The sequence below is a fragment of the Candidatus Frankia alpina genome, from assembly GCF_902806485.1.
Classification (GTDB): Bacteria; Actinomycetota; Actinomycetes; order Frankiales; family Frankiaceae; genus Frankia; species Frankia alpina.
Genome location: NZ_CADCWT010000007.1, coordinates 43,087 through 62,003, shown reverse-complemented (window position 1 = coordinate 62,003; position 18,917 = coordinate 43,087). Strand labels below are relative to the sequence as shown.

General features: G+C 73.3%; 15 protein-coding genes. 8 read left to right on the top strand and 7 right to left on the bottom strand.

Features of this window, described 5'->3' with window-relative positions:
- Positions 1 to 722: PucR-like N-terminal domain-containing protein (locus G6R25_RS02265; protein WP_473246871.1), on the bottom strand; the 722-nt coding region annotated here is incomplete at its 3' end.
- 715 nt (positions 723 to 1,437) lie between these two features.
- Here G6R25_RS02265 and G6R25_RS02260 point away from each other — a divergent pair.
- Positions 1,438 to 2,739 (top strand): M16 family metallopeptidase, encoded by a 1,302-nt coding sequence (locus G6R25_RS02260; protein WP_163551470.1) that lies wholly within the window; start codon positions 1,438 to 1,440, stop codon positions 2,737 to 2,739.
- Entirely contained in the window at positions 2,736 to 4,118 is a 1,383-nt protein-coding gene (locus G6R25_RS02255; protein WP_235947161.1) for a M16 family metallopeptidase, read from the top strand. Before G6R25_RS02260 ends, G6R25_RS02255 begins: the two co-directional genes overlap by 4 nt.
- 137 nt (positions 4,119 to 4,255) lie before the next feature.
- Here G6R25_RS02255 and G6R25_RS25955 read toward each other — a convergent pair whose 3' ends face one another.
- Together G6R25_RS25955 and G6R25_RS02240 are read right to left on the bottom strand one after the other, a co-directional pair.
- The gene (locus tag G6R25_RS25955) at positions 4,256 to 5,677 is read right to left on the bottom strand and encodes an ANTAR domain-containing protein (protein ID WP_419469293.1); all 1,422 of its coding nucleotides are present in this window, start codon (positions 5,675 to 5,677) and stop codon (positions 4,256 to 4,258) included.
- 188 nt (positions 5,678 to 5,865) lie between these two features.
- The gene (locus G6R25_RS02240) at positions 5,866 to 6,105 is read right to left on the bottom strand and encodes a mycoredoxin (protein WP_163551464.1); all 240 of its coding nucleotides are present in this window, start codon (positions 6,103 to 6,105) and stop codon (positions 5,866 to 5,868) included.
- A 95-nt stretch (positions 6,106 to 6,200) separates the two neighbouring features.
- Between G6R25_RS02240 and G6R25_RS02235 the strand changes: the two genes are divergently transcribed.
- The 3 genes from G6R25_RS02235 to G6R25_RS02225 all read left to right on the top strand — a co-directional run bounded on the left by G6R25_RS02235 (position 6,201) and on the right by G6R25_RS02225 (position 10,967).
- Positions 6,201 to 8,423 (top strand): ATP-dependent DNA helicase UvrD2, encoded by a 2,223-nt coding sequence (locus G6R25_RS02235; RefSeq protein ID WP_163551463.1) that lies wholly within the window; start codon positions 6,201 to 6,203, stop codon positions 8,421 to 8,423.
- A 608-nt stretch (positions 8,424 to 9,031) separates the two neighbouring features.
- A complete protein-coding gene (locus G6R25_RS02230) occupies positions 9,032 to 9,319 on the top strand; it encodes a WhiB family transcriptional regulator (protein ID WP_205446788.1) in 288 nt (95 codons plus the stop codon).
- A 127-nt stretch (positions 9,320 to 9,446) separates the two neighbouring features.
- Complete coding sequence (locus G6R25_RS02225) at positions 9,447 to 10,967, top strand: alkaline phosphatase family protein (protein WP_163551461.1); 1,521 nt, start codon at positions 9,447 to 9,449, stop codon at positions 10,965 to 10,967.
- A gap of 175 nt (positions 10,968 to 11,142) precedes the next feature.
- On the opposite strand, the gene G6R25_RS02220 is transcribed toward G6R25_RS02225, so the two are convergent.
- The 3 genes from G6R25_RS02220 to G6R25_RS02210 all read right to left on the bottom strand — a co-directional run bounded on the left by G6R25_RS02220 (position 11,143) and on the right by G6R25_RS02210 (position 15,994).
- Positions 11,143 to 13,032: an ABC1 kinase family protein gene (locus tag G6R25_RS02220; protein WP_163551460.1), complete on the bottom strand. Its 1,890-nt coding sequence runs from the start codon at positions 13,030 to 13,032 to the stop codon at positions 11,143 to 11,145.
- A gap of 118 nt (positions 13,033 to 13,150) precedes the next feature.
- Positions 13,151 to 14,389, bottom strand: coding sequence for a ThiF family adenylyltransferase (locus G6R25_RS02215; protein WP_163551459.1), 1,239 nt, complete (start codon positions 14,387 to 14,389; stop codon positions 13,151 to 13,153).
- Positions 14,390 to 14,581: 192 nt separating this feature from the next.
- On the bottom strand, positions 14,582 to 15,994 hold the full coding sequence (locus tag G6R25_RS02210; protein WP_163551458.1) for a zinc-dependent metalloprotease: 1,413 nt from the start codon (positions 15,992 to 15,994) through the stop codon (positions 14,582 to 14,584).
- Between the two features lie 265 nt (positions 15,995 to 16,259).
- On the opposite strand from G6R25_RS02210, the gene G6R25_RS02205 reads away from it, so the two are divergent.
- The 3 genes from G6R25_RS02205 (at position 16,260) to G6R25_RS02195 (ending at position 18,315) form a co-directional block, all read left to right on the top strand.
- Positions 16,260 to 16,715 (top strand): molybdenum cofactor biosynthesis protein MoaE, encoded by a 456-nt coding sequence (locus G6R25_RS02205; protein ID WP_235947165.1) that lies wholly within the window; start codon positions 16,260 to 16,262, stop codon positions 16,713 to 16,715.
- A 72-nt stretch (positions 16,716 to 16,787) separates the two neighbouring features.
- Positions 16,788 to 17,165 carry a hypothetical protein gene (locus tag G6R25_RS02200; protein WP_235947155.1) on the top strand — a complete coding sequence of 126 codons (378 nt, stop codon included), beginning with the start codon at positions 16,788 to 16,790 and terminating at the stop codon, positions 17,163 to 17,165.
- Between the two features lie 97 nt (positions 17,166 to 17,262).
- Positions 17,263 to 18,315, top strand: a complete 1,053-nt coding sequence (locus G6R25_RS02195; protein ID WP_163551456.1) for a YlbL family protein — start codon at positions 17,263 to 17,265, stop codon at positions 18,313 to 18,315.
- Between the two features lie 89 nt (positions 18,316 to 18,404).
- Here G6R25_RS02195 and G6R25_RS02190 read toward each other — a convergent pair whose 3' ends face one another.
- Positions 18,405 to 18,911, bottom strand: a complete 507-nt coding sequence (locus tag G6R25_RS02190) for a PPA1309 family protein (RefSeq protein ID WP_163551455.1) — start codon at positions 18,909 to 18,911, stop codon at positions 18,405 to 18,407.
- Positions 18,912 to 18,917: the final 6 nt, after the last annotated feature.

The window sequence follows — 18,917 nt, the reverse complement described above, 5'->3', positions numbered from 1 at the left end:
CCTGCCGGGACAAGACCTGCCGGGACAAGACCTGCCGGGACAAGAGCTGCGGGGAGGAGCCCTGGCGGGATGACGACGGACGCGGCCGGCTCGCGCCCGGCCACCGGCTGTGGTTCGAGCCGGGCCGGGATGAGGACGGCGGCCAGCCGGCGGGGCAGCCGCACGCTGGCCGTCTCGGCGACCTGTGCGACGGCGTCCGCGGGAGCACCGGTGAGCAGCATCTCGCCGATGCGGTCGAGCAGGCGTTCCCGCTCCCCGCCCGCCGCGAACTGCTCGGCGGCGTAGCCCTCGGCGGACGCCGCGGAGATGCCGTCGATGTAGGCGAACATCATCTCGGCGAGGGAGACCAAGCCCGCCGCGTCCACGCCGCCGTGGCGCACCGCCGCCTCGCCGAGGCACCGCCAGGAGACGCGGGCGCCGACCCGGTAGGCGCTGAGCAGGTTGTCCAGCGACCGGCCGGAGTGGACCTCGCCCCGGCCGAGCCGGACATACACCTCACGGCTGGCGGCGAGGTCCGGGGCGCAGTGCGGGCCGGCCTCGACCACGGTGAGGAAGCGGTGCAGGGCCTCGGCGACCCCGCGGCGCACGCCGCGTCCGAACCCGCCCTCCAGCGGGCGGGCGTAGGCGGGCACCTCGCGAGCGATCGCGGCCATGATCTCCTCGCCCAGCGAGTCAACTTCCGCGGCGAGAGTCTCGGGCAGCCCGGCCGGAAACTGTCTCATGGGAACAGTTTGCCGATTGGTGGTCGCCATTTTCCGCACCCCGTCACCCGAGCTGGGCGGCTCGTGGTCGTCGATCGTCCTCAGCCGGCAGAATCGGCCCGTGGACGCTCTGACCGGCATCATCAGCGCTCTGATTACTGGCGTGATCATAGGGTTGCTGGGACGGGCCGCCGTTCCCCGGTCCCGGCGCGCCCCGATCGGCTGCGTGATGACCATCCTGCTGGGTCTGCTGGGCGCGGCCCTCGGGCTGGTGGTGTCCGCGGCGATCGGCGGCGGCGCCCTCGTGACTCTCCTTCTACAGGTCGCGATCGCCGCCACGCTGGTCCTTCTGGTCGCCGTGGCCGGCGCGCCCGGCCGGGCGGCGGGCTCCGCCGCGCGCGCGACCGCCGAGACGCGGCGCGCGGGTGGTGAGCGTTGGTCGCCCGGGCGGCTCGCCCGGTGCCCGCACGGCCGCGCATCGGCTCTCGGGCCGTCCGCCAGGCGCCCGGACGCGGGCCTCCGTTCGTGGGATCGCCCCGGCACCCGCGGCGTACCCCGGTCCGCGTTCGTCCCGAGGAACGCCTTTCCCCCGCCGTCGGGGGTGGCCCGGAGCGCGTTGACGGGTGGCCGCAAAGCCGGCCGGCGGCCTTTCTTCGCCACCGGGGCGGGCTGGCGGGCAGTAGCGTGGGTAACTGTGTCCTCGCCTAGAGAACCCGGTCCGGTCGGCTCCGCCGCGGTGAGGTGGGCCCTGCCGGCATCCTCCTATCCGATCGAGCGGACTCGGCTCGACAACGGTCTGCGGGTCCTGCTCGCACCCGACCGAACGGCGCCGGTGGTGACCGTCTCGGTGCACTACGACGTGGGCTTCAGGTCCGAGCCCGAAGGCCGCACCGGCTTCGCTCACCTGTTCGAGCATCTGATGTTCCAGGGCAGTGCGAACGTGGGGAAGGCCGAGCATCCCAAGCACGTCCAGGCCGCCGGTGGAATCTTCAACGGCTCTACGCACCCCGACTACACGGACTATTTCGAGCTGTTGCCGGCCGGGGCGCTCGAACTGGCCCTGTTCCTCGAGGCGGACCGGATGCGGGCGCCCAAGATCACCCGGCAGAACCTCGACAACCAGATCGCCGTGGTGCAGGAGGAGATCCGGGTCAACGTCCTCAACCGGCCGTACGGCGGATTTCCCTGGATCAAACTGCCGCCGGTGGCGTTCGACACCTTTCCCAACGCACACAACGGATACGGGGATTTCTCCGAGTTGGAGGCGGCCAGCATCGACGACGCGGAGGACTTCTTCGACAAGTACTATGCCCCCGGTAACGCCGTGCTCACCATCGTCGGCGACTTCGACCCCGGCGAGACGCTGACGTTCGTCCACCGTTACTTCGGCGACATCCCCGCCCGCACAGTGCCGCCGCGGGCGAGCTTCGCGGAGCCGGTGCCCACGGCGGAGCGCCGGGCGGTCATCATCGACCCGCTTGCCCCCCGCGCGGCGCTCGCGGTCGGCTACCGCGTCCCCGACCCGATCGCCGACCTGCCCACCTACCTCGCCTACTACCTGCTGACCGAGGTGCTCAGCGACGGCGACGCCAGCCGCCTGGAGCGGCGCCTGGTCCAGAAGGACCGCTCGGTCATCGGGGTCAGCACGTATCTGGGCACCTTCGGCGACCCGTTCGAGCAGCGCGACCCGCTGCTGCTCACCCTGGAGGCCCGCCAGTCCGAGGAGTCCAGCGCCGACGTGGTCCTCGCGGCCGTCGACGAGGAGCTCGGCCGGCTCGCGGGGGACGGCCTGGAGGATGGCGAGCTGGAGCGGGTCCAGGCCCGGGTGGCCTCCTCGCTGCTGCGTGCGGCCGACGACGCCCTCGGCCGCGCGCTGGCCATGGCCGTGCACGAGCTGCACCGTGGCCGGCCCGAGCTGGTGAACGAACTGCCGGCGGAGCTGTCCGCCGTCACTGCCGAGGCGGTCGCCGCCGCTGCCGGGTCCCTGCTCGACCAGGGCCGTTCGCTTCTGGAGCTGCACGCCGGCGCCGCCTCATGATCGGGAGTGCTGTGACCTCGACATCGACGAACTCCGCGGGCGCAGCGCCGGCGGCCACGGCCGCACCGGCCGGGGTGATCCCCGCCGTCCGGCCGACCGAGCCGGCGGCGCTGCCAGCCGTCACCGACCGCACTCTCGGCAACGGCCTGCGGGTGCTGGTGGTGGAGCGCGGCAGTGTGCCGATCGTCGAGATGCGCCTGCGCATCCCGTTCGCCGGGCGCGGGCCCGTGCATCAGGCCCGCGCCGAGGTGCTGGCGGAGACCCTGTTCACCGGGTCGCGGCGGCTCGACCGGGTGGGGCTCGCGACCGAGGTCCAGCGGCTCGGTGGCTCGCTGTCCACGGGGGTCGACAGCGACCGGCTCGCCGTCGTCGGCTCCGCGCTCGCGGTGAACCTCGAGCCGCTGCTGCAGATCATGGCGGATGGGCTGCTCGGCGCCACCTATCCCGACGACGAGGTTGCCGGCGAGCGCGACCGGATCGTCGAGGACACCGCGGTCGCCCGTAGCCAGCCCACCGTGATCGCCCGCGAGGCCCTGCTCGGACGGCTGTTCGGTGACCACCCCTACGCCATCGACCTGCCCGACCCGGACGTGGTCGGGCAGGTCGGCCCGGCGGACGTGCGCGCCCTGCACGCCGAGCGGGTCTCGCCGGCCGGGGCCATCCTCACCCTCGTCGGCGACGTGTCGCCCGAGCGGGCACTGAGCGCGGTCTCCGCGGCGCTCGGCGACTGGTCGGGACGACCCGCGGCGGGCGCGCCGCCGCTGCCCGAGCTGCGTACCGGCCCGATCGTCATCGTGGACCGCCCCGGCGCCGTGCAGACGAACATCCGCCTCGGCGGGGCGGCGCTGGGCCGATCCGCCCCCGGCTACCCGGCGCAGCGGCTGGCCAGCACGATCTTCGGGGGGTACTTCAGCTCCCGGCTGGTCAACAACATCCGCGAGGACAAGGGCTACACGTACTCGCCTCGCAGCTCGATCGACCACTACCAGGTCGGATCGCGTTTCACCGTGGCCGCGGACGTCGCCACCGAGGTGACCGGCCCCGCTCTGCTGGAGATCCTCTACGAGCTCGGTCGGCTGGCGGTTCTGTCGCCGACGCAGGACGAACTCGATGCGGCCCGCCAGTACGCGGTCGGCACGCTCGCCATCGGTAGCGCCACCGCCGCGGGGCTCGCCTCGACGCTGTCGGCGCTTGCCGGCGTGGGCATGGGCGTGGAGTACCTGCGTGACCACCCGCGCGCGCTGGCCGAGGTGACGGCCGCCGGCGTCCAGGCCGTCGCGGCCGACCTGCTGGCACCCACCGGGCTGGTCACGGTGCTCGTCGGCGACAAATCCAAGATTGCCAGGGCCGTGGGGGCGCTTGGGCTGATCGACTCCTGACGCGGTCTGCCGGGTCGAGCGCGAGGCGCGTCAGCCTTCGGGCAGCGCCGCGCGTTCGCCCGCCGCGCGTTCGCCCGGCGGGCGCCGCAGCCAGGTTCGTCCGGCGCCCACCGGGGCTACCAGGTCTACCGGTCGGTTCAGTGCCGGCCGGAGGTGGACCGTGGTGGCGTCGGGCGGGGCGCGCCCCCCGGGGCCGGCGTCGCGCCGCCGGCAGGGCCGCCACCGCCGGCAGGGCCGCCACCGGCGCCGGCCGGGCCGCCCCGGCCACCGAGCTCCCCCGGGAGGACTGCTCGCGGGTCCCCGACCGAGTCCACGACCTGCCGGGCCAGGTCATGGACTCGGCGGCCCATGCCTCGTGCGGTCCGCCGCAACCGCTCGAACGCCTCCCGCGGCCGGATCTGATTGCGTTCCGCCAGCACGCCGATGGCCTGCTCGACGATCACCCGGGACGCCAGGGCGTGCTCGAGCTGGACGACCGACAGCCGTAGCTGCTCGATCTCGCCGAGATCACGCTCCGCCCGGCGCGGGCGACCGGGTGGGGCGAGGTCCTCGGCCAACAGGTCGGCGAGAACCATCGCGGAGATGAGATCGCCGACCGGGCGCACCTCCGGCCCCGGACCCTCCACGACCCAGCCGGCGGGCGTCCGCCGCAGCCGCATGTCCGCGGTGGAACGCCGGGGGACGGCGGGAGTCGGCTTGGCGCCGCCAGTCCCCACGGGTCCGGTGCCGCCGCCGGGAACAACGGGCGGCGGAGTCGGACGCGGCGGCCCGGCCCGGCCAGGCGGTCCGGGGCGGGCCGCCCGCGCAACGGCCTGCGGCGATGGCACCCGGCCAGGCGACCGCGGGGCGGCCGGGGTGGCTGAAGCGGCCGAAGTAGCTGAAGCGGCCGGGGCCGGTCTGTCCTCGGGCCCCGGCGTGGCACCCTCCGGCGCGCTGGGCACGCCGGACGGCGGTGGGGATGCGACGGCAGCCCCCTGTGCGGCTTCCCCGCCCGGTGACCCAGGCCCAGACCCAGACCCATCACCGTCGCGCGTCGCGTCCCCGCCCGCGGCGGACCCGTTGCCCGGCGGTCCGACCGAAGCATGGCCGCCGTTGTCGCCGTTGCCGGGGTCGACGGCCGCCTCCCGATGGTCTCCGGGGCGCGGTCCGTTGGGCGAGACCGCCGGCGCGGGCGGTGGGAGCGGCGGGAGCGGCGCTGGGATGTCACCCGTGGCCGCCAGGGCATCGGCGATTGCCCGGACCAGGGCCAGCGTGTCGACGGACACGGCCACCTCATCGCGGTCCAGGCCGACGAGAAAACCGAGCAATCGACCCTCTGGGGGGATCACCGGCATCGCGAGATAGCTGCGCACCCCCAGCAGGCGATGTTCGGCCGTGTCGGCCGCGGGATGCCCCGGGTCGACCCCGGCCGCCGCAGTGGGCGCACCGTCGAGCATCCGGGCGATGATGCTGTCCGCCCGGGGATAGTGGGTTCCCTCGCCGAGGTCGGCGAAGGCTCCGGTCACGCGGAGATAGCTCGCCGTCGTCGCAGATACCACGACGAAACAGGCTGTCTCCATCCGGTTCAGGGCACGGGCGGCCCGCAGCGCGGCATCGACGGTGCTCCACGCCTGTTCTGAAGGTACTGACGACACAAGCCGAACTCTCCCACAAACTTCACGGGCAGTGACGGACACCGTCCCACGAGCCGGCCGCGTGTGCGGTGGGAAGGTAAGAACTCCCGGGATGTTATTGCTCTACGTATCCGTTATGCGGCAGAAGTGACCTTCTCGGTGACCTGGCGGACGTTCGAGTTTGTCATCACAGTGCCATCGGGAAAGGGCACGGTCGGTACGGTCGCGTTCCCGTTGTTGGCATCGCGGACAAGTTGCTCTGCTGTCGGGTCGTTCTCGATATCAACGGTGGTGTACTCCAGCCCGGCCTGGTCGAGTTGGCGCTTCAGTCGAACGCAGTACCCGCACCAGGAAGTCGTGTAGATCGTGAGCACGAATGGGCCTACAAGCCACTGGGACGCAACGGTTGGTTCAACAGCGTCGCGCTTGCGGCGCTTCCCGGTGAGCGCGGGGACTACCGTGTCGAGGGATGTCCGGATCGCCTGCCCCCGCCGCGCGGGCCGCTGCCTCGCCCGCGGCCGGGCATCTGCTGGCCGAGCTCGATCCCGAGCAGCGGGCCGCGGCCGATGCCCCCCTCGGGCCGATCTGCATCCTCGCTGGTGCCGGTACGGGCAAGACGCGCACCATCACCCACAGAATCGCCCACATGGTCGTGGACCGGGGGGTTGGCTCCGGCCAGATCCTCGCCGTGAGCTTCACGACCAGGGCGGCGGGGGAACTGCGCGGCCGGTTGCGGGCCATGGGCGTGCCCGGCGTGCAGGCACGCACGTTTCATTCGGCGGCGTTGCGGCAGTTGCAGCACTTCTGGCCGGCCGTGGCCGGCGGGCCGCTGCCCCGCCCCGAGTCCAGCAAGATCCCCAACATGATGCGCGCCGCGGGGCGCCTGCGACTGCGGCCGGACCGCGCCGAACTGCGGGACCTGACCGCCGAGGTCGAGTGGGCCAAGGCCAGCCTCGTCGCGCCCGGCGACTACGCCCGGATGGCGGCGGCCAGCGGCCGGGAGACCGCCACGCCGGCGGAGGCCATCGCCCGGCTTTACGCCGCGTACGAGGAGGTCAAGTGGGAGGCCGGCGTCGTCGACATGGAGGATCTGCTGCTGCTCACCGCGGCGATGATCGAGGAGCACGGGTTCGTCGCTACCGAGATCCGCGCCCGGTACCGCCACCTCGTCGTCGACGAGTACCAGGACGTCAACGCGTTGCAGCAACGTGTGCTCGAGGCCTGGCTCGGCGAGCGCGACAGCCTCTGCGTCGTCGGCGACCCGCACCAGACCATCTACTCGTTCGCCGGCGCCACGCCTCGCTACCTGCTCGACTTCCCGCGCCGTTACCCCGACGCGGCGGTCATCCGGCTCGTGCGGGACTACCGGTCGACCCCGCAGGTCGTGGGGCTGGCGAACCGGCTCGTGCAGGCGGCGCCCGGCACCCGACTCGTCGCCGCGGCGCCGGACGGCCCGCCGCCGGTCTGGCTGGAGTGCGACAGCGAGGCGGACGAGGCCGCCGCCGTCGCCAGCCGCATCCGCGCGCTGATCGCCCGGGGAACGCCGGCCAGCCGCATCGCCGTGCTGTACCGGATCAACGCCCAGTCGGAGGCCTACGAGGCCGAGATCGGCGCGGCCGGCATCGCCTACCTCGTGCGCGGCGGTGAGAAGTTCTTCGCCCGCACCGAGGTGGTCGCGGCGTTGCGGCTGCTGCGGGCCGCCCTGCGCTCGGCCGACACCGATCGGCCCGACGGGCTCGCCGATACCGTCGCCGACATTCTCAGCGCGTTGAACTGGCGGGCGGACCGGCCATCGGCGGGGTCCGGCGCCGAGCGGGAGCAGTGGGAGAACCTCGCCGCCCTGCATCGGCTGGCCGCAGACCTCGCCGCCCGCTCCCCGCAGGCGGGCCTCGCCGAGTTCGTCGCCGAGCTCGGCGATCGCGTCACCCACGAACACCAGCCCACTGTGGAGGGGGTGACGCTGTCCACGCTGCATGCCGCGAAGGGCCTGGAATGGGACGCGGTGTTCCTCGTGGGGCTGGCCGACGGCACGCTGCCGCTCGTCCACGCGAAGACCGCCGAGCAGATCGCCGAGGAACGCCGCCTGCTCTACGTGGGCGTGACGCGGGCCCGTACCCACCTCATCCTGTCCTGGGCGTTGGCCCGCGCCGACGGCCGGCGCTCGCGGTGCCCGTCCCGGTTCCTCGACGACCTGCGGCCGGTGCGCCGTGGCCTCGGCCCCGCCGCCGGTGGGCGAGGCGGCGCTGGTTCCGCCGGCACAACTGGTTCCGCCGGCACGAAGGGGGCCGCCGGCACGAAGGGGCAGCGTGGGGCAGCGGGTGGGACCGGCGCCGGCGATGGGCCGAGCCGGGGGCGCTCGGCGGTGCGCTGCCGGGTCTGTGGGCGGGCCCTGACCGGCGCCCAGGCTCGGGTCGGGCGCTGCGACGGCTGCCCCGGCGACGTCGACGGCGCGCTGTACGAGCGGCTGCGGGCATGGCGGGCGTCGACCGCGCGCGAACTGCACATGCCCGTCTTTGTGATCTTGACTGACGCGAGCCTGCAGGCGATCGCCGAATGCCGGCCGCACTCGGTCGCGGAGCTCGTCCAGCTTCCCGGGATCGGCCAGGTCAAGCTCGACCGCTACGGGCAGGCGGTGCTCGATCTCGTCGCCGGGCGGACTCCGCCGGCGATGCCCGCACGCGGCCTTCCGTAACCACGGGTGTCCGAAGCGCGACACAGAAAATAAGTTGAGGTTCGCGTGGTGACCTTCTACCGTTACCCACGACGCTTGGCGCACGTCCGGAAGCGGTCGCGCTCAACGGCTCCCCGAGAAGGAGGTGATCTCGCAGTGCTCAGCATTTTGATGAACAAAGCCGGCACCGAGATCACCCGTCCGTGGGGTTATCTGCCCGGCTCGGCGGCCATGGGCGCAGGCAGCACGGTCAGCGCCGTCCTGACGGCGGATGTCCGTGCGCTGACGGCCTGCCATGGCAGCGGGGTCCGGGGCCAAGGGACGGGTGCGCCCGTCGCCCTCTCGGGTTCGACCCTTGGCCGGGGCGGGTTCACCACGATCGCCGTGCGTCCGGCCGGCGAGCCGATGCGTCGGCTCCCCATGTCCTGGAACCCGGCGTCCGCCGATCCCCAGGCGTCCGAGCACGCAGACCGTCACCTCATCTTGGGATCCACTCGCGATCCGCTCCCGGACTAGCTCCGCGGAGCCGACGCCGAGGCCGCGATCCCCATGGGGATCGCGGCCTTTGTCGTTTGTCGTTTCGCTTCTTCCAACCGCTCGAAGACCTACCCGTGTCGGAGGTGACACCGGTGTTCGATCACTCGATCGGCTCCCGGATCGAGCGGGATCGGCTCGTCCTGCCCTGCTGGGACGTCGATCCTGAGATGTTTTTCGCTGAGTCCTCGGCGGAGGTGGAGACCGCCAAGGCGGTCTGCCGTACCTGCCCGGTCCGGGTGGCCTGCCTGGCCGCGGCCCTCGGCCGGGCCGAGCCCTGGGGGGTGTGGGGCGGCGAGCTGGTGGTGACCGGCACTGTCGTGCCCCGCAAGCGGCCCCGGGGCCGGCCGCGCAAGGTGCGCCCGGAGGAGGTCGCGGCCTGACGGGCGCGGCGGGCGGGACACCGTTTCGTCGGCGTCCCGCCCGCCACCGTTGGCCGTTGATTTCTTCCAGTTCTCCCGTCGGCACCGGTACTGTTCCGACGTGCCCAGCAGCGAGCGTGTATATCCGATGTCGACCGGAGTGGGAACGGCGCCGGGCGTGGCGCCGGGATCGACCGGGGTCGACGACCTGTCTCTCGCCGTCGCCGCCTTCACCAGTCCCGAACTGGCCGAGATCGTGGATCTCGCCGCCTGGGTGGACGCCGACTGGCTTCATGTGGCCAACGCCGGCGGTTCGGCCCGCCTGCCGGTGACCGACCCGGACGGTCCCTGGGAGGTCAGCCACGGGCGGCACCCGCTGGCCTGCCAGGACCCGATGCACGGGGTTCCCCTGGCCGCGGCGCTGGCGGATCCGTCGCCGCCGAACGAACGCGACTCCTACCCCTACGCCGGCCGCCGGCTGCTGTCCGCCTTCGGGGACGCCACCCGGTCGCCTGACCTCATCGTCGTGCACACCCCGCGGCACTACTGGCCCGAACGCGGCGGGCACCTCGGCGAGCACGGCTCACTCAACGCCGGGCAGTCCCGCGCCCCGCTGGTGCTGTCCGGCCCCGGCGTGCGGACTCGGGGTCTGCAGCCCGGCGCGGCGCGGATCATCGATGTCGGGCCCACCCTCGCCGCGCTCGCCGGCGTGACGATGCCCGACGCCGAGGGCACGCCGCTGACCCGCCTCGCCGGTCCGGGCGCGCGCCACGTCGTCGGCCTGCTGTGGGACGGCGCCAACAGCAACGACCTGTTGCATCTCGCCCAGACCGGCGAACTGCCGAACGTCGCCCGCCTGCTGGCCGAGGGGACCGCGCTGACCGGCGGGGCGATCGCCGAGTTCCCCAGCGTGACGCTGACCAACCACACGTCCGCGTTGACCGGCGTCGGACCGGGCCGGCACGGCATCCTGCACAACGTCTACTTCGATCGGGCCACCGGTCGTCAGGTGATCGTCAATGACGTGAAGACCTGGCACGCCGCCTGCGAGCAGCTCCGCGACGGCGTCGAGACGTTCTTCGAGGCCGTCGCCCGCCAGCGCCCCGGCGCGGTGAGCGCCTGCGTGAACGAGCCCGTCGACCGGGGCGCGCACTACTCGACGTTCGGCCTGGTCCGGTCGGCCGGCAACACCGGCGGCGCCGGCGACATGGGCGACTACCTGCCGCCGGCCGAGGGCGACCCACACGCCAGCGTGCGCTGGGTCCGGGAGAACCTCGACTACGCCTGGTCCACCCGGGTCGACGCGCTGGGCCTCGCGCAGGTCGTTGCGCTGTGGGCGCCGGGGGAGACCCCGCCCGACGTCATGTGGTGGAACACCACGATCACCGATACCGGCCATCACGGCGGTGGTCCCTACTCGGAGCAGTCCCGCGCCGCGCTGCGGGACGCGGACGCCCGCCTGGGCAGCTTCCTCGACCTGCTCGCCGAACGCGGCCTGCTGGCCGAGACCGCGATCCTGCTGACCGCCGACCACGGCTCGGAGGCGGCGGACCCGGCCTGCCGCGGGGACTGGGGTGACGCCCTGCGCGCCGTCGGCGTCCGCTTCCGCGACGAGGGCTACGGCTTCCTGTATCTCGGCGAGTCCGCCGCCGGGATCGTCGCCCCCTAACGTGCGTACCAGGTAGTGATCCAGCCACCCGAAGACTGTAGGTAGATCGGTCGGTCGATGCCGCTCCTGCCCCCCGGCGGTCAGCAGTTGCAGGAGGTTATTCACGGTTCGCCTGCCCGCGACCGTCATCAGGCTCCAGCAATTCCCGGCGCCACCACCGGGGGCGGCGCGGGCGTCAATCCTCGGCGGTGATCGGGTCCGATGGTGCTTCACCCCGGGGGATCTGGCGAGGGGGAGCTGCCCGTACCCGGCCGGCGGCGCGTCGCGGGCCGGCCGTTGCGGGCGCGATCGGGGGATCGGCCGAGGGGGAGACGGCGGGCTTTGCGGCGCGCCGTGATGACCGCGGCGGCCGGCTCGTCTCGGCGGGTTCGGCCTGCGTGGGCACCGCGTCAGTCTCGGGCGTGGGCGTGGGCGCCGTGTCACCGGCAGGCTTCCTGATGCGCGGGGTCGCCGGAGCGCGTCGTGGCTCGCCGCCCCTCGTCGCCACCTCGGTCGGCTGGTCGATCCGTTGATCGGTCCGTGCCTTCGCGGCTCGCTCGGGCTTCGTGGCTCGCTCCGGCTTTGTGGCCCGTCTCGGCTTCGGGGTCTTCGCGGCCCTGGTGGTTCGCCGGATCCGGCCGCCGGCCGGGGCACCGGGCAGCACGACCGGACCGGGCATCGGCCGGATGACCCCGGCCTCGTCCCGGACCGCCAGGACGGGCAACGGCCGGTCCGGACGGTTGGCCTCCTCGGCGGCCAAGGCGGCCACGGACCCGGGCTCGGCGAATCCCGGCTGCCAGCGCTCCATCTCGGCGCGGAAGCGACCGGTGCTGCCGAGCTGGCAGAGGATCCCGATGGCGTCGAGCGTCACCCGGTGGATGAGCAGGTACGACGGCGGGAGGTTGAGCTGGCGGCCAAGCCGCGCCGCGGCGGAACGCCAGTCGCTCAGGCGTGCGGCTTCCTTGCGCAGCCACGCTCGCGAAAAGGTGAACTCCTCGTCGGCGATCGGCGCCAGCATCGGCGCGAGGTAGTCGAGCAGGTCGTCGGAATCTATCGCGGCCGAGGGCGGGATGAACCCCTCGTCGCGCAGGCCGGCGGCGACCGCGTCCGCGTCGCCGGCCAGGGTCTGGCGGGCCAGCCGGCCGATCGGCGCCGGCAGCCCCCCGGGCAGGCGGTTCACGGCGCCGAAGTCCAGCACGCCGAGCCGGCCGTCGGGCAACAGGCGGAAGTTGCCCGGGTGCGGGTCGGCGTGCAGCAGGCCGGTCCGCCCGGGGCACGAGTACAGGAACCGGACGAGCAGCAGACCGGCGGCGTCACGCTGCTCGGCGGATCCGTCGGCGATGATGGCGGACAGCGGGATCCCGTCGATCCACTCGCTGACGAGCACCCGGCCGGAGCCGGCGAGCGGGCGCGGGACGACGATGTGCGGGTCGTCGGCGTACGCCTGTGCGAAGGCCGACTGCCACGCCGCCTCCAGCCGGTAGTCGAGCTCCTCGGTGATCCGGGCCTTGAGCTCCTCGACCAGCGGTTTGATGTCCAGCCCCGGGGTCACCGCGCTGAACAGCCGGGCTGCCCGCCCGAGCTGGGTGAGGTCGGAGATCAGGGCCGGCCCGGCCCCCGGGTACTGCACCTTCACCGCGACCGCCCGGCCGTCCGACCACACCGCCCGGTGGACCTGGCCGATGCTCGCCGCCGCGGCCGGCGTGTCGTCGAACTCGACGAACAGCGATCGCCAGTCCGCCCCGAGCTCCTCGGCGAGGACGCGGTGCACCACGGGCGCCGGTAGCGCAGGCGCCGCCTCCTGGAGCTTGGTCAGCGCGGCCCGGTACGGCGCGGCGACCTCGTCGGGCAGGGCCGCCTCGAACACGGACAGCGTCTGACCGAGTTTCATCGCGCCGCCCTTGAGCTCCCCAAGCACGCGGAAGACCTGCGCGGCGGTGCGCTGCTGGAGTTCGGAGGCAACAGCCTCCGCGGGACGGCCTCCAAGACGTTTGCCGACGCCGAGCGTGGCTCGGCCGGCGATCCCGATCGGGAGCGTGGCTAGTTTGGCGGTGCGGACGACGGCCCGCCGAGGGATGTCGGACACCGCTCTATCGTGCCCTGTTCCGAGGCGTGGGGGGCTTGCCGTGGGTAACAGCCTCGGCGAGGTTGCCACGGCCGAGCCCGGGCGGCCGGCCGGTGGGCGGGCCTTGGGCGTCAGGATCTCAGGCATCGGTGTCGGCCTGTAGCGCCGCAGTTCGGGCGGTGCGGCAGGGACAGTTGGGGTGCACCGGCCAGCTGCGCCGGCGGATGTGCCAGTCCGGCAGGGGAAGCTCCAACGTCCCGCCCGCTGTTACTGGAAGGCCCTTCGGAGCGACGCTTGTTGTGTCGAACATCTCACCTTCGGTACTTGCGGTTGCGGGTGGCAAGTCCGAGTTGTCGGACTGGTGAGGTCCCTGGCGGGGGTTCGGGGCGGGCGGGACGGCGAGATCCAGGAAGGCCAGCGCCTGCATGGCGGCGAGCGCGGCGACGAGGCTGGCGAGGGTGATCTCGCACGGGTCGTGGCCAGCGGTGCGCGGGCGGACCAGCTGCATCGCCAGCATCGGCCAGACCGGGTCGCGCGCGTGCCGGTGCAGGTGCTGACAGTGCAGGCAGGCCGTCACGGCCGGCACAACGAGCGGGCCGACGATTCCCGTCGTCTCGCGCACTCCGGCCAGCAGGTGCGCGGTCCCGTCGCGTTCGAGGTCGAGGCAGGCACCGGGCGCGACGGTCGGCGGCCCGACCGGGGCCAGCACGATCAGGTCCGCGCCGAAGACGTCGATCCCCGGCCCGTCGCCGCGCACCGAGGGGGGCAAGCGCGCGCCTGCGGCCGCACCGGGACCGGGGCTCCGGTCCGCCTGGCGGCGCACCCGGGTCATCGCCGTTCCCGCGGCGAGAGCCCGGGGCCGGCCGACGTCATCCAGGCACAGCCCGCCGGGAGACACGTCGGCGGCCGTTGTCACCTCCGCGTCGTCGACCACGACCTGGCCGACTCCGGCCGCGGCGAGCAGGGTCGAGATCTGGGCGCCGACCCGGCCGGCGCCCCGCACGAGCACCCGCGCGGTGCGCCGCGCGGCGATCACTCGGCGGGGGCGGGCCGGATCGGTCGAGCGGACCGACAACGCCGCGAGGTCGGGCGAGAGTCGGTCGCGGTCGGCCGGGGGCAGTGGCGTCGTGACCGAGGGCGGCGCCGCGTCGTCGAGCAGGCCGGCCCCGCCGAGCAGGTCGAGCAGGTCCCACGCGGCGGCGCCGCCGTCGAGGCGGACCTGCTCGAGCGTGCGCCGGCCGTCGAGGGCGTCGAGCAGAGCCGCGTGGGACGGGCCGAGGCCGGCGACGAGGACGGCCCGAGCCGGGTCGAGGCCGAGTTGCAGGGTGGAGCCGTTGTGCCAGAGCCGACGAAGGCCCGGCTTGAGGATCGGGCGCATGGATCCTCCGCAGGTCCGCCGGCGGCCGGAGCCACCGGACACGGATCAGGATGAACCGGTCGATCGGCCGGTTGATCCCCACCGTGCCACGCGGGTCCGACGGGATGCGAGAGCGCGCCGTCGGCTGTGGAGAGGCTGTGGACGGTCCTGTGGATCGTGTCTGGTCCGCCTGCGCCTGCGCCTGCGTCAGGGTCAGCCGGCGGCGCCGGGGCCAGAATCGTCGGGGGTGTCTGGCTTGTCCGTGGGGCCGCCGAGGGACTTCCCCCTGCCCTCTGCGGGTGGCGTGTCGCGCAGCTTCTCGATCTCGCCGATCGGATCGTCGAGGTCGCTGGCCGACGCGCCGGTGACGAAGCCGTCCGGCGCGGCCAGGTCGGCCGCCGTGGGGAGCAGGTCCGGGTGCGCCCAGAGCGCGTCGCGCCCCTCCCGCCCACGGGCCTCGGCCAGCGCCGCCCACAGCGCGGCGGCCTCGCGCAGCTTGCGCGGGCGTAGGGAGAGCCCGACCAGCGTGGAGAAGGTCTGCTCACCGGGCCCACCCTCGGCGCGCCGACGCCGGACCATCTCGCGCAGCCGGCCGGCGGCCGGCAGGTGACCGGTGGCCGCGGCATCGGTCACGTGGTCCACCCAGCCCTCGATGAGGGCGAGGATCAGCTCGAGGCGGGCCAGCGCCGCCTTCTGCTCGGGCGTGGTCGCGTCGGCGAAGACGTCCTCCCCGAGTGCCTCGGACAGCCGCTCCGGGTTCATCAGGGCGGTCGGGTCGACCATCCGCATCACCCGGCCGACGGCCTCGGTGTCGACCGCGATGCCGCGGGCGTACTCCTCGACCGCGCCGAGCACGTGAGCGCGCAGCCAGAGCACGTGCGCGAACAGCCGGGTGGAGGCGCCCTCCCGCAACGCGAGGTAGATGCGCACCTCGTCCTCGGGAATCTCCAACCCGGCACCGAACGCGGCGACCCCCGCCGGGACCAGCGCGGCCGTCCCGGCCGGCCCGAGGGGCAGGCCCACCTCGGTCGACGAGACGACCTCCGCGGCAAGTGTGCCGATCGCCTGCCCCACCTGCGCGCCGAAGAGCATGCCGCCGACCTGGTTCATCATCTGCATGATCGGCCCGCCGGCCCCCATCAGGGCGCTGAGGTCGAGGCCGGGCGGCAGGGCATCGCGCAGCTCGCTGGGCAGTTCTACCCCGCCGCCGCCGAGCTGGCTCAGCCCGCTGGAGATGCCGGTGCGCATGGCCTCGACGACCTTGGCGGCGATCGGGTCGCACAGGGTCCGCCAGACCGGCAGCGTCTTCTCGATCCACTCGACTCGCGACCAGGCGGCGCCGGTCGTCGTGCCGGCAGGCAGGATCGTCACCGGGTCGAGCCAGACATCGGCGATCCGCAGCGCCTCGTCGGCCATGTGCTGCTGGCCCATGGGGACGCTCGACTCACCGTCTCCCAAGGAGCGCACCGCCACCTGCCGGGCCAGCTCCCAGTTGACCGGACCGCCCTGCCAGGACAGCAGCCGCTCCAGCTCGGCGAAGAACGGCGCGCCGCCGCCGAAGGGGGAGCGGGGCTCCTCGCCGCCGCCACCGGCGGACGCGAAGCCGAACGGGAAGTCGCCACTCATCGGACGTGGCCTGATCGGGGAGCGGTACGTCGCACGCGCGGTTGGGACATGAACCCACGGTAATGCGTTTTCTGCCCGCCGGGCGAAACGGAGCCCGCCGTGGCCGGTTACGGTCGTAGACGTGGACTCGACGCGTTTTCCCGCACCCGTCCCATCGGCCGGTGCCCTGGCGCGCGCGACCGCCCGGGCGGCTGGGCCCACCCCGGCGCAGGGGGAGTCGGCAACGAACGTCAGCCACGATCTCGGCCCCGACACCGAGCTCGACATCGACATCGAGCCCGAGCCCGGCGCCGTGGTCCCGGCCCGGGTCGTGCTCGCGGACATTCGTGACACCCCGTTGTCGGTGGACGAATGCATGGCCGCCGTCCTGCTCCCGGATGTGGGCGGGATTGCGCTGTTCGTGGGCACCGTGTGCGATCACGACTCCGGCCGCGGGGTGGCCGAGCTCGCTTACGAGGCGCATCCGCGGGCGGCCGCCGAGATCGAGCGCGTGGCCGCCGAGGTGGCGGCCGGCGCGTCGGTGCGGGCGATCGCGGTCGCCCACCGTACGGGGCACCTCCGGGTAGGCGAGACCGCGGTCGTCGTGGCGGTGGGTGCGGCCCACCGAGCAGAGGCATTTGCCGCCTGTCGTCGTCTGATCGATGACATCAAGGAGCAGGTTCCGATTTGGAAACACCAGATTTTCGAGGATGGCGCGGCTGAATGGGTAGGCGCCCGCTGAGCGGGGCACCTACGATAGAAATTAAGTCATCTTCTTACTCGTCTCGACGTCGAGGCTCCTATGTGGTTCCTGTTGATCCCCCCCGTAGCCCTGCTCCTGACGGCCGTGTGGGTCGCCCTGCGCGGCCGGCCGGACCGCACCTCCGAAGCCATGATCACCATCGCGGGCTACCGGCGCAGCATGGCCGCGCTCGCCCGCCCGATACCCGCCCAGTCCGCCACGTGGACCGGCGCCGACCTCGACGATTCCGGCTACCCCGAACCGTCCTTGGACGATGACCCGCTCACCCTGAACGACCCGTTCACCCCGCATGACCTGATGGCCCCGCGCGACTTGGGCGACCTGGGCGTCCCGACCGGTGCCCAGGTATCCCCCTTTGCCGACACCGTGCCGATGGACGTGACGTCGCTGCGGCGCCCGGCCGAGGGCCAGCCGCCAGAAACATCCTGACCGCGCGGACTGTGCGTCGGGGTCCGGCGTCCGGGGCAGGGCCACCTGCCGTGGACGCCGGACCGTCCGGGTGAAGGCCGGTACATAGACTGCGTTCATGGCCCGGCGCACCCAGTCCCTCGTGGTGGCGTCGGTACTGGCATTCGCGCTTCTCGTGGTGGGCCTGTGGATGCCGGTACCGTTCGTCACTCTGGCCCCCGGGCCGGTCACCGACACGCTCGGCGCCGTCGACGGCACCCAGCTGATCACCGTTGAGGGTCGCCGCACCTATCCGACCTCCGGTCGCCTCGACCTGACCACGGTCGAGGAGACACCCAAGCTCAACCTGGTCAGCGCCCTGAAGGACTGGGCCAACGGCGACCGGGCGGTCGTCCCCACCGAGCTCATCCGTCCCCCTGGCTCCAGCCAGGAGCAGGTCCAGCAGGAGAACGCCCAGGCCATGCTGGACTCGCAGGACCAGGCCACGGCGGCCGCACTCACTCAGCTCGGCGTCGCGGCCACGGGCCGATCGGTCGCCGTCTACACCATTCCGAGCGGTTCGCCCGCCGCCGGCAGGCTCGCGACCGGCGACGTGATCACCCAGATCGACGGTGTCGCCGTGTCGACCCAGGACCAGCTACGCGCCCAGGTCGGCAAGGTCCGCCCGGGAACGGCCGTCACCGTCGCCTACAAGCGGGGTGGCAAGCCGGCCACCGCCACCGCCACCGCCACCATCACCACGCGCCCGGCGCCCGACGACCCGTCCCGGGCCATGATCGGTATCACCGCGACCGAGAAGCGGATCTACCCGTTCACCGTCCGCATCCGGCTGTCGGACGTCGGCGGGCCGAGCGCCGGCCTGATGTTCGCCATGGGCATCGTGGATCTGCTCACCCCCGGGCCACTCACCGGGGGGAAGATCATCGCCGGCACCGGGACGATCACGGCCGCCGGCGAGGTGGGGCCGATCGGTGGCATCCAGCAGAAAATTCTCGGCGCGAAGGCGTCCGGGGCGTCGGTCTTCCTCGTGCCGGCCGCGAACTGCGCCGACGCCCGTTCGGTGGACTCCGCCGGCGCGCCCCGCCTGGTGAAGGTCGACACCCTGGCCGGCGCCGTGAAGGCGGTCGACGCGCTGCGGATCAGTCCGGCGGCGAGCGTGCCGTCCTGCTGAGCGGTCCGATCGTCGGGGCCGCCCGGGTGGGACGTGCGGACGGCCCCCGGGCCACGCGGGTCGCCGACCGCCCCACCGGGCGGTCGAGGTCACTGGAACGTCGCGAGCAGCCCGTCGACGAGGTTGTCGGCCAGGTCGGGATCGACGACGAGCTCGTCGTCTCCGCGTACCCGCAGGCAGGATGCGTGCAGCCCGCTGCGGGTCACCCCGACGGAGAGCCGGACGTCCTGGCGCTCCGGGTGGTTCGCGGCCCAGTACTCGATCTCGTGGTCGGAGTACGGCGCCTCCTCCTCCGCGCTCGGCGGGAGGACGACGAGCTCGGTCACCAGCACGCAGCCCAGCACCTCAGGGGGCCACCCGATCCCGGCGAGCACCTCGTCGAGCCGGCCCACCGGCAACGGCTCCTGCTCGACCGGGGTCAGTGAACCGGGCGGTGAATCCCCGATGTGGGGGGCCAGCGCGGGTTCCCGCGCCAGCAGGTCGGCGGTCTCGGCGAGGGCGTAGACCTGGCTGGGTTGGTCCCAGCCGGAGTCCGCCACGTGCCGCTCGACCTCAAGTACGACGGAGGTCAACTCCGTGATGTTCGGGTTGCTCACCAACCC

Coding starts and splice junctions, on each gene's coding strand:
- G6R25_RS02225 (WP_163551461.1), top strand. CDS start 9,447: ATGTCGACCGGAGTGGGAACGGCGCCGGGCGTGGCGCCGGGATCGACC.
- G6R25_RS02255 (WP_235947161.1), top strand. CDS start 2,736: ATGATCGGGAGTGCTGTGACCTCGACATCGACGAACTCCGCGGGCGCA.
- G6R25_RS02195 (WP_163551456.1), top strand. CDS start 17,263: ATGGCCCGGCGCACCCAGTCCCTCGTGGTGGCGTCGGTACTGGCATTC.
- G6R25_RS02215 (WP_163551459.1), bottom strand. CDS start 14,389: ATGCGCCCGATCCTCAAGCCGGGCCTTCGTCGGCTCTGGCACAACGGC.
- G6R25_RS02235 (WP_163551463.1), top strand. CDS start 6,201: ATGTCCGGATCGCCTGCCCCCGCCGCGCGGGCCGCTGCCTCGCCCGCG.
- G6R25_RS02210 (WP_163551458.1), bottom strand. CDS start 15,994: ATGAGTGGCGACTTCCCGTTCGGCTTCGCGTCCGCCGGTGGCGGCGGC.
- G6R25_RS25955 (WP_419469293.1), bottom strand. CDS start 5,677: ATGGAGACAGCCTGTTTCGTCGTGGTATCTGCGACGACGGCGAGCTAT.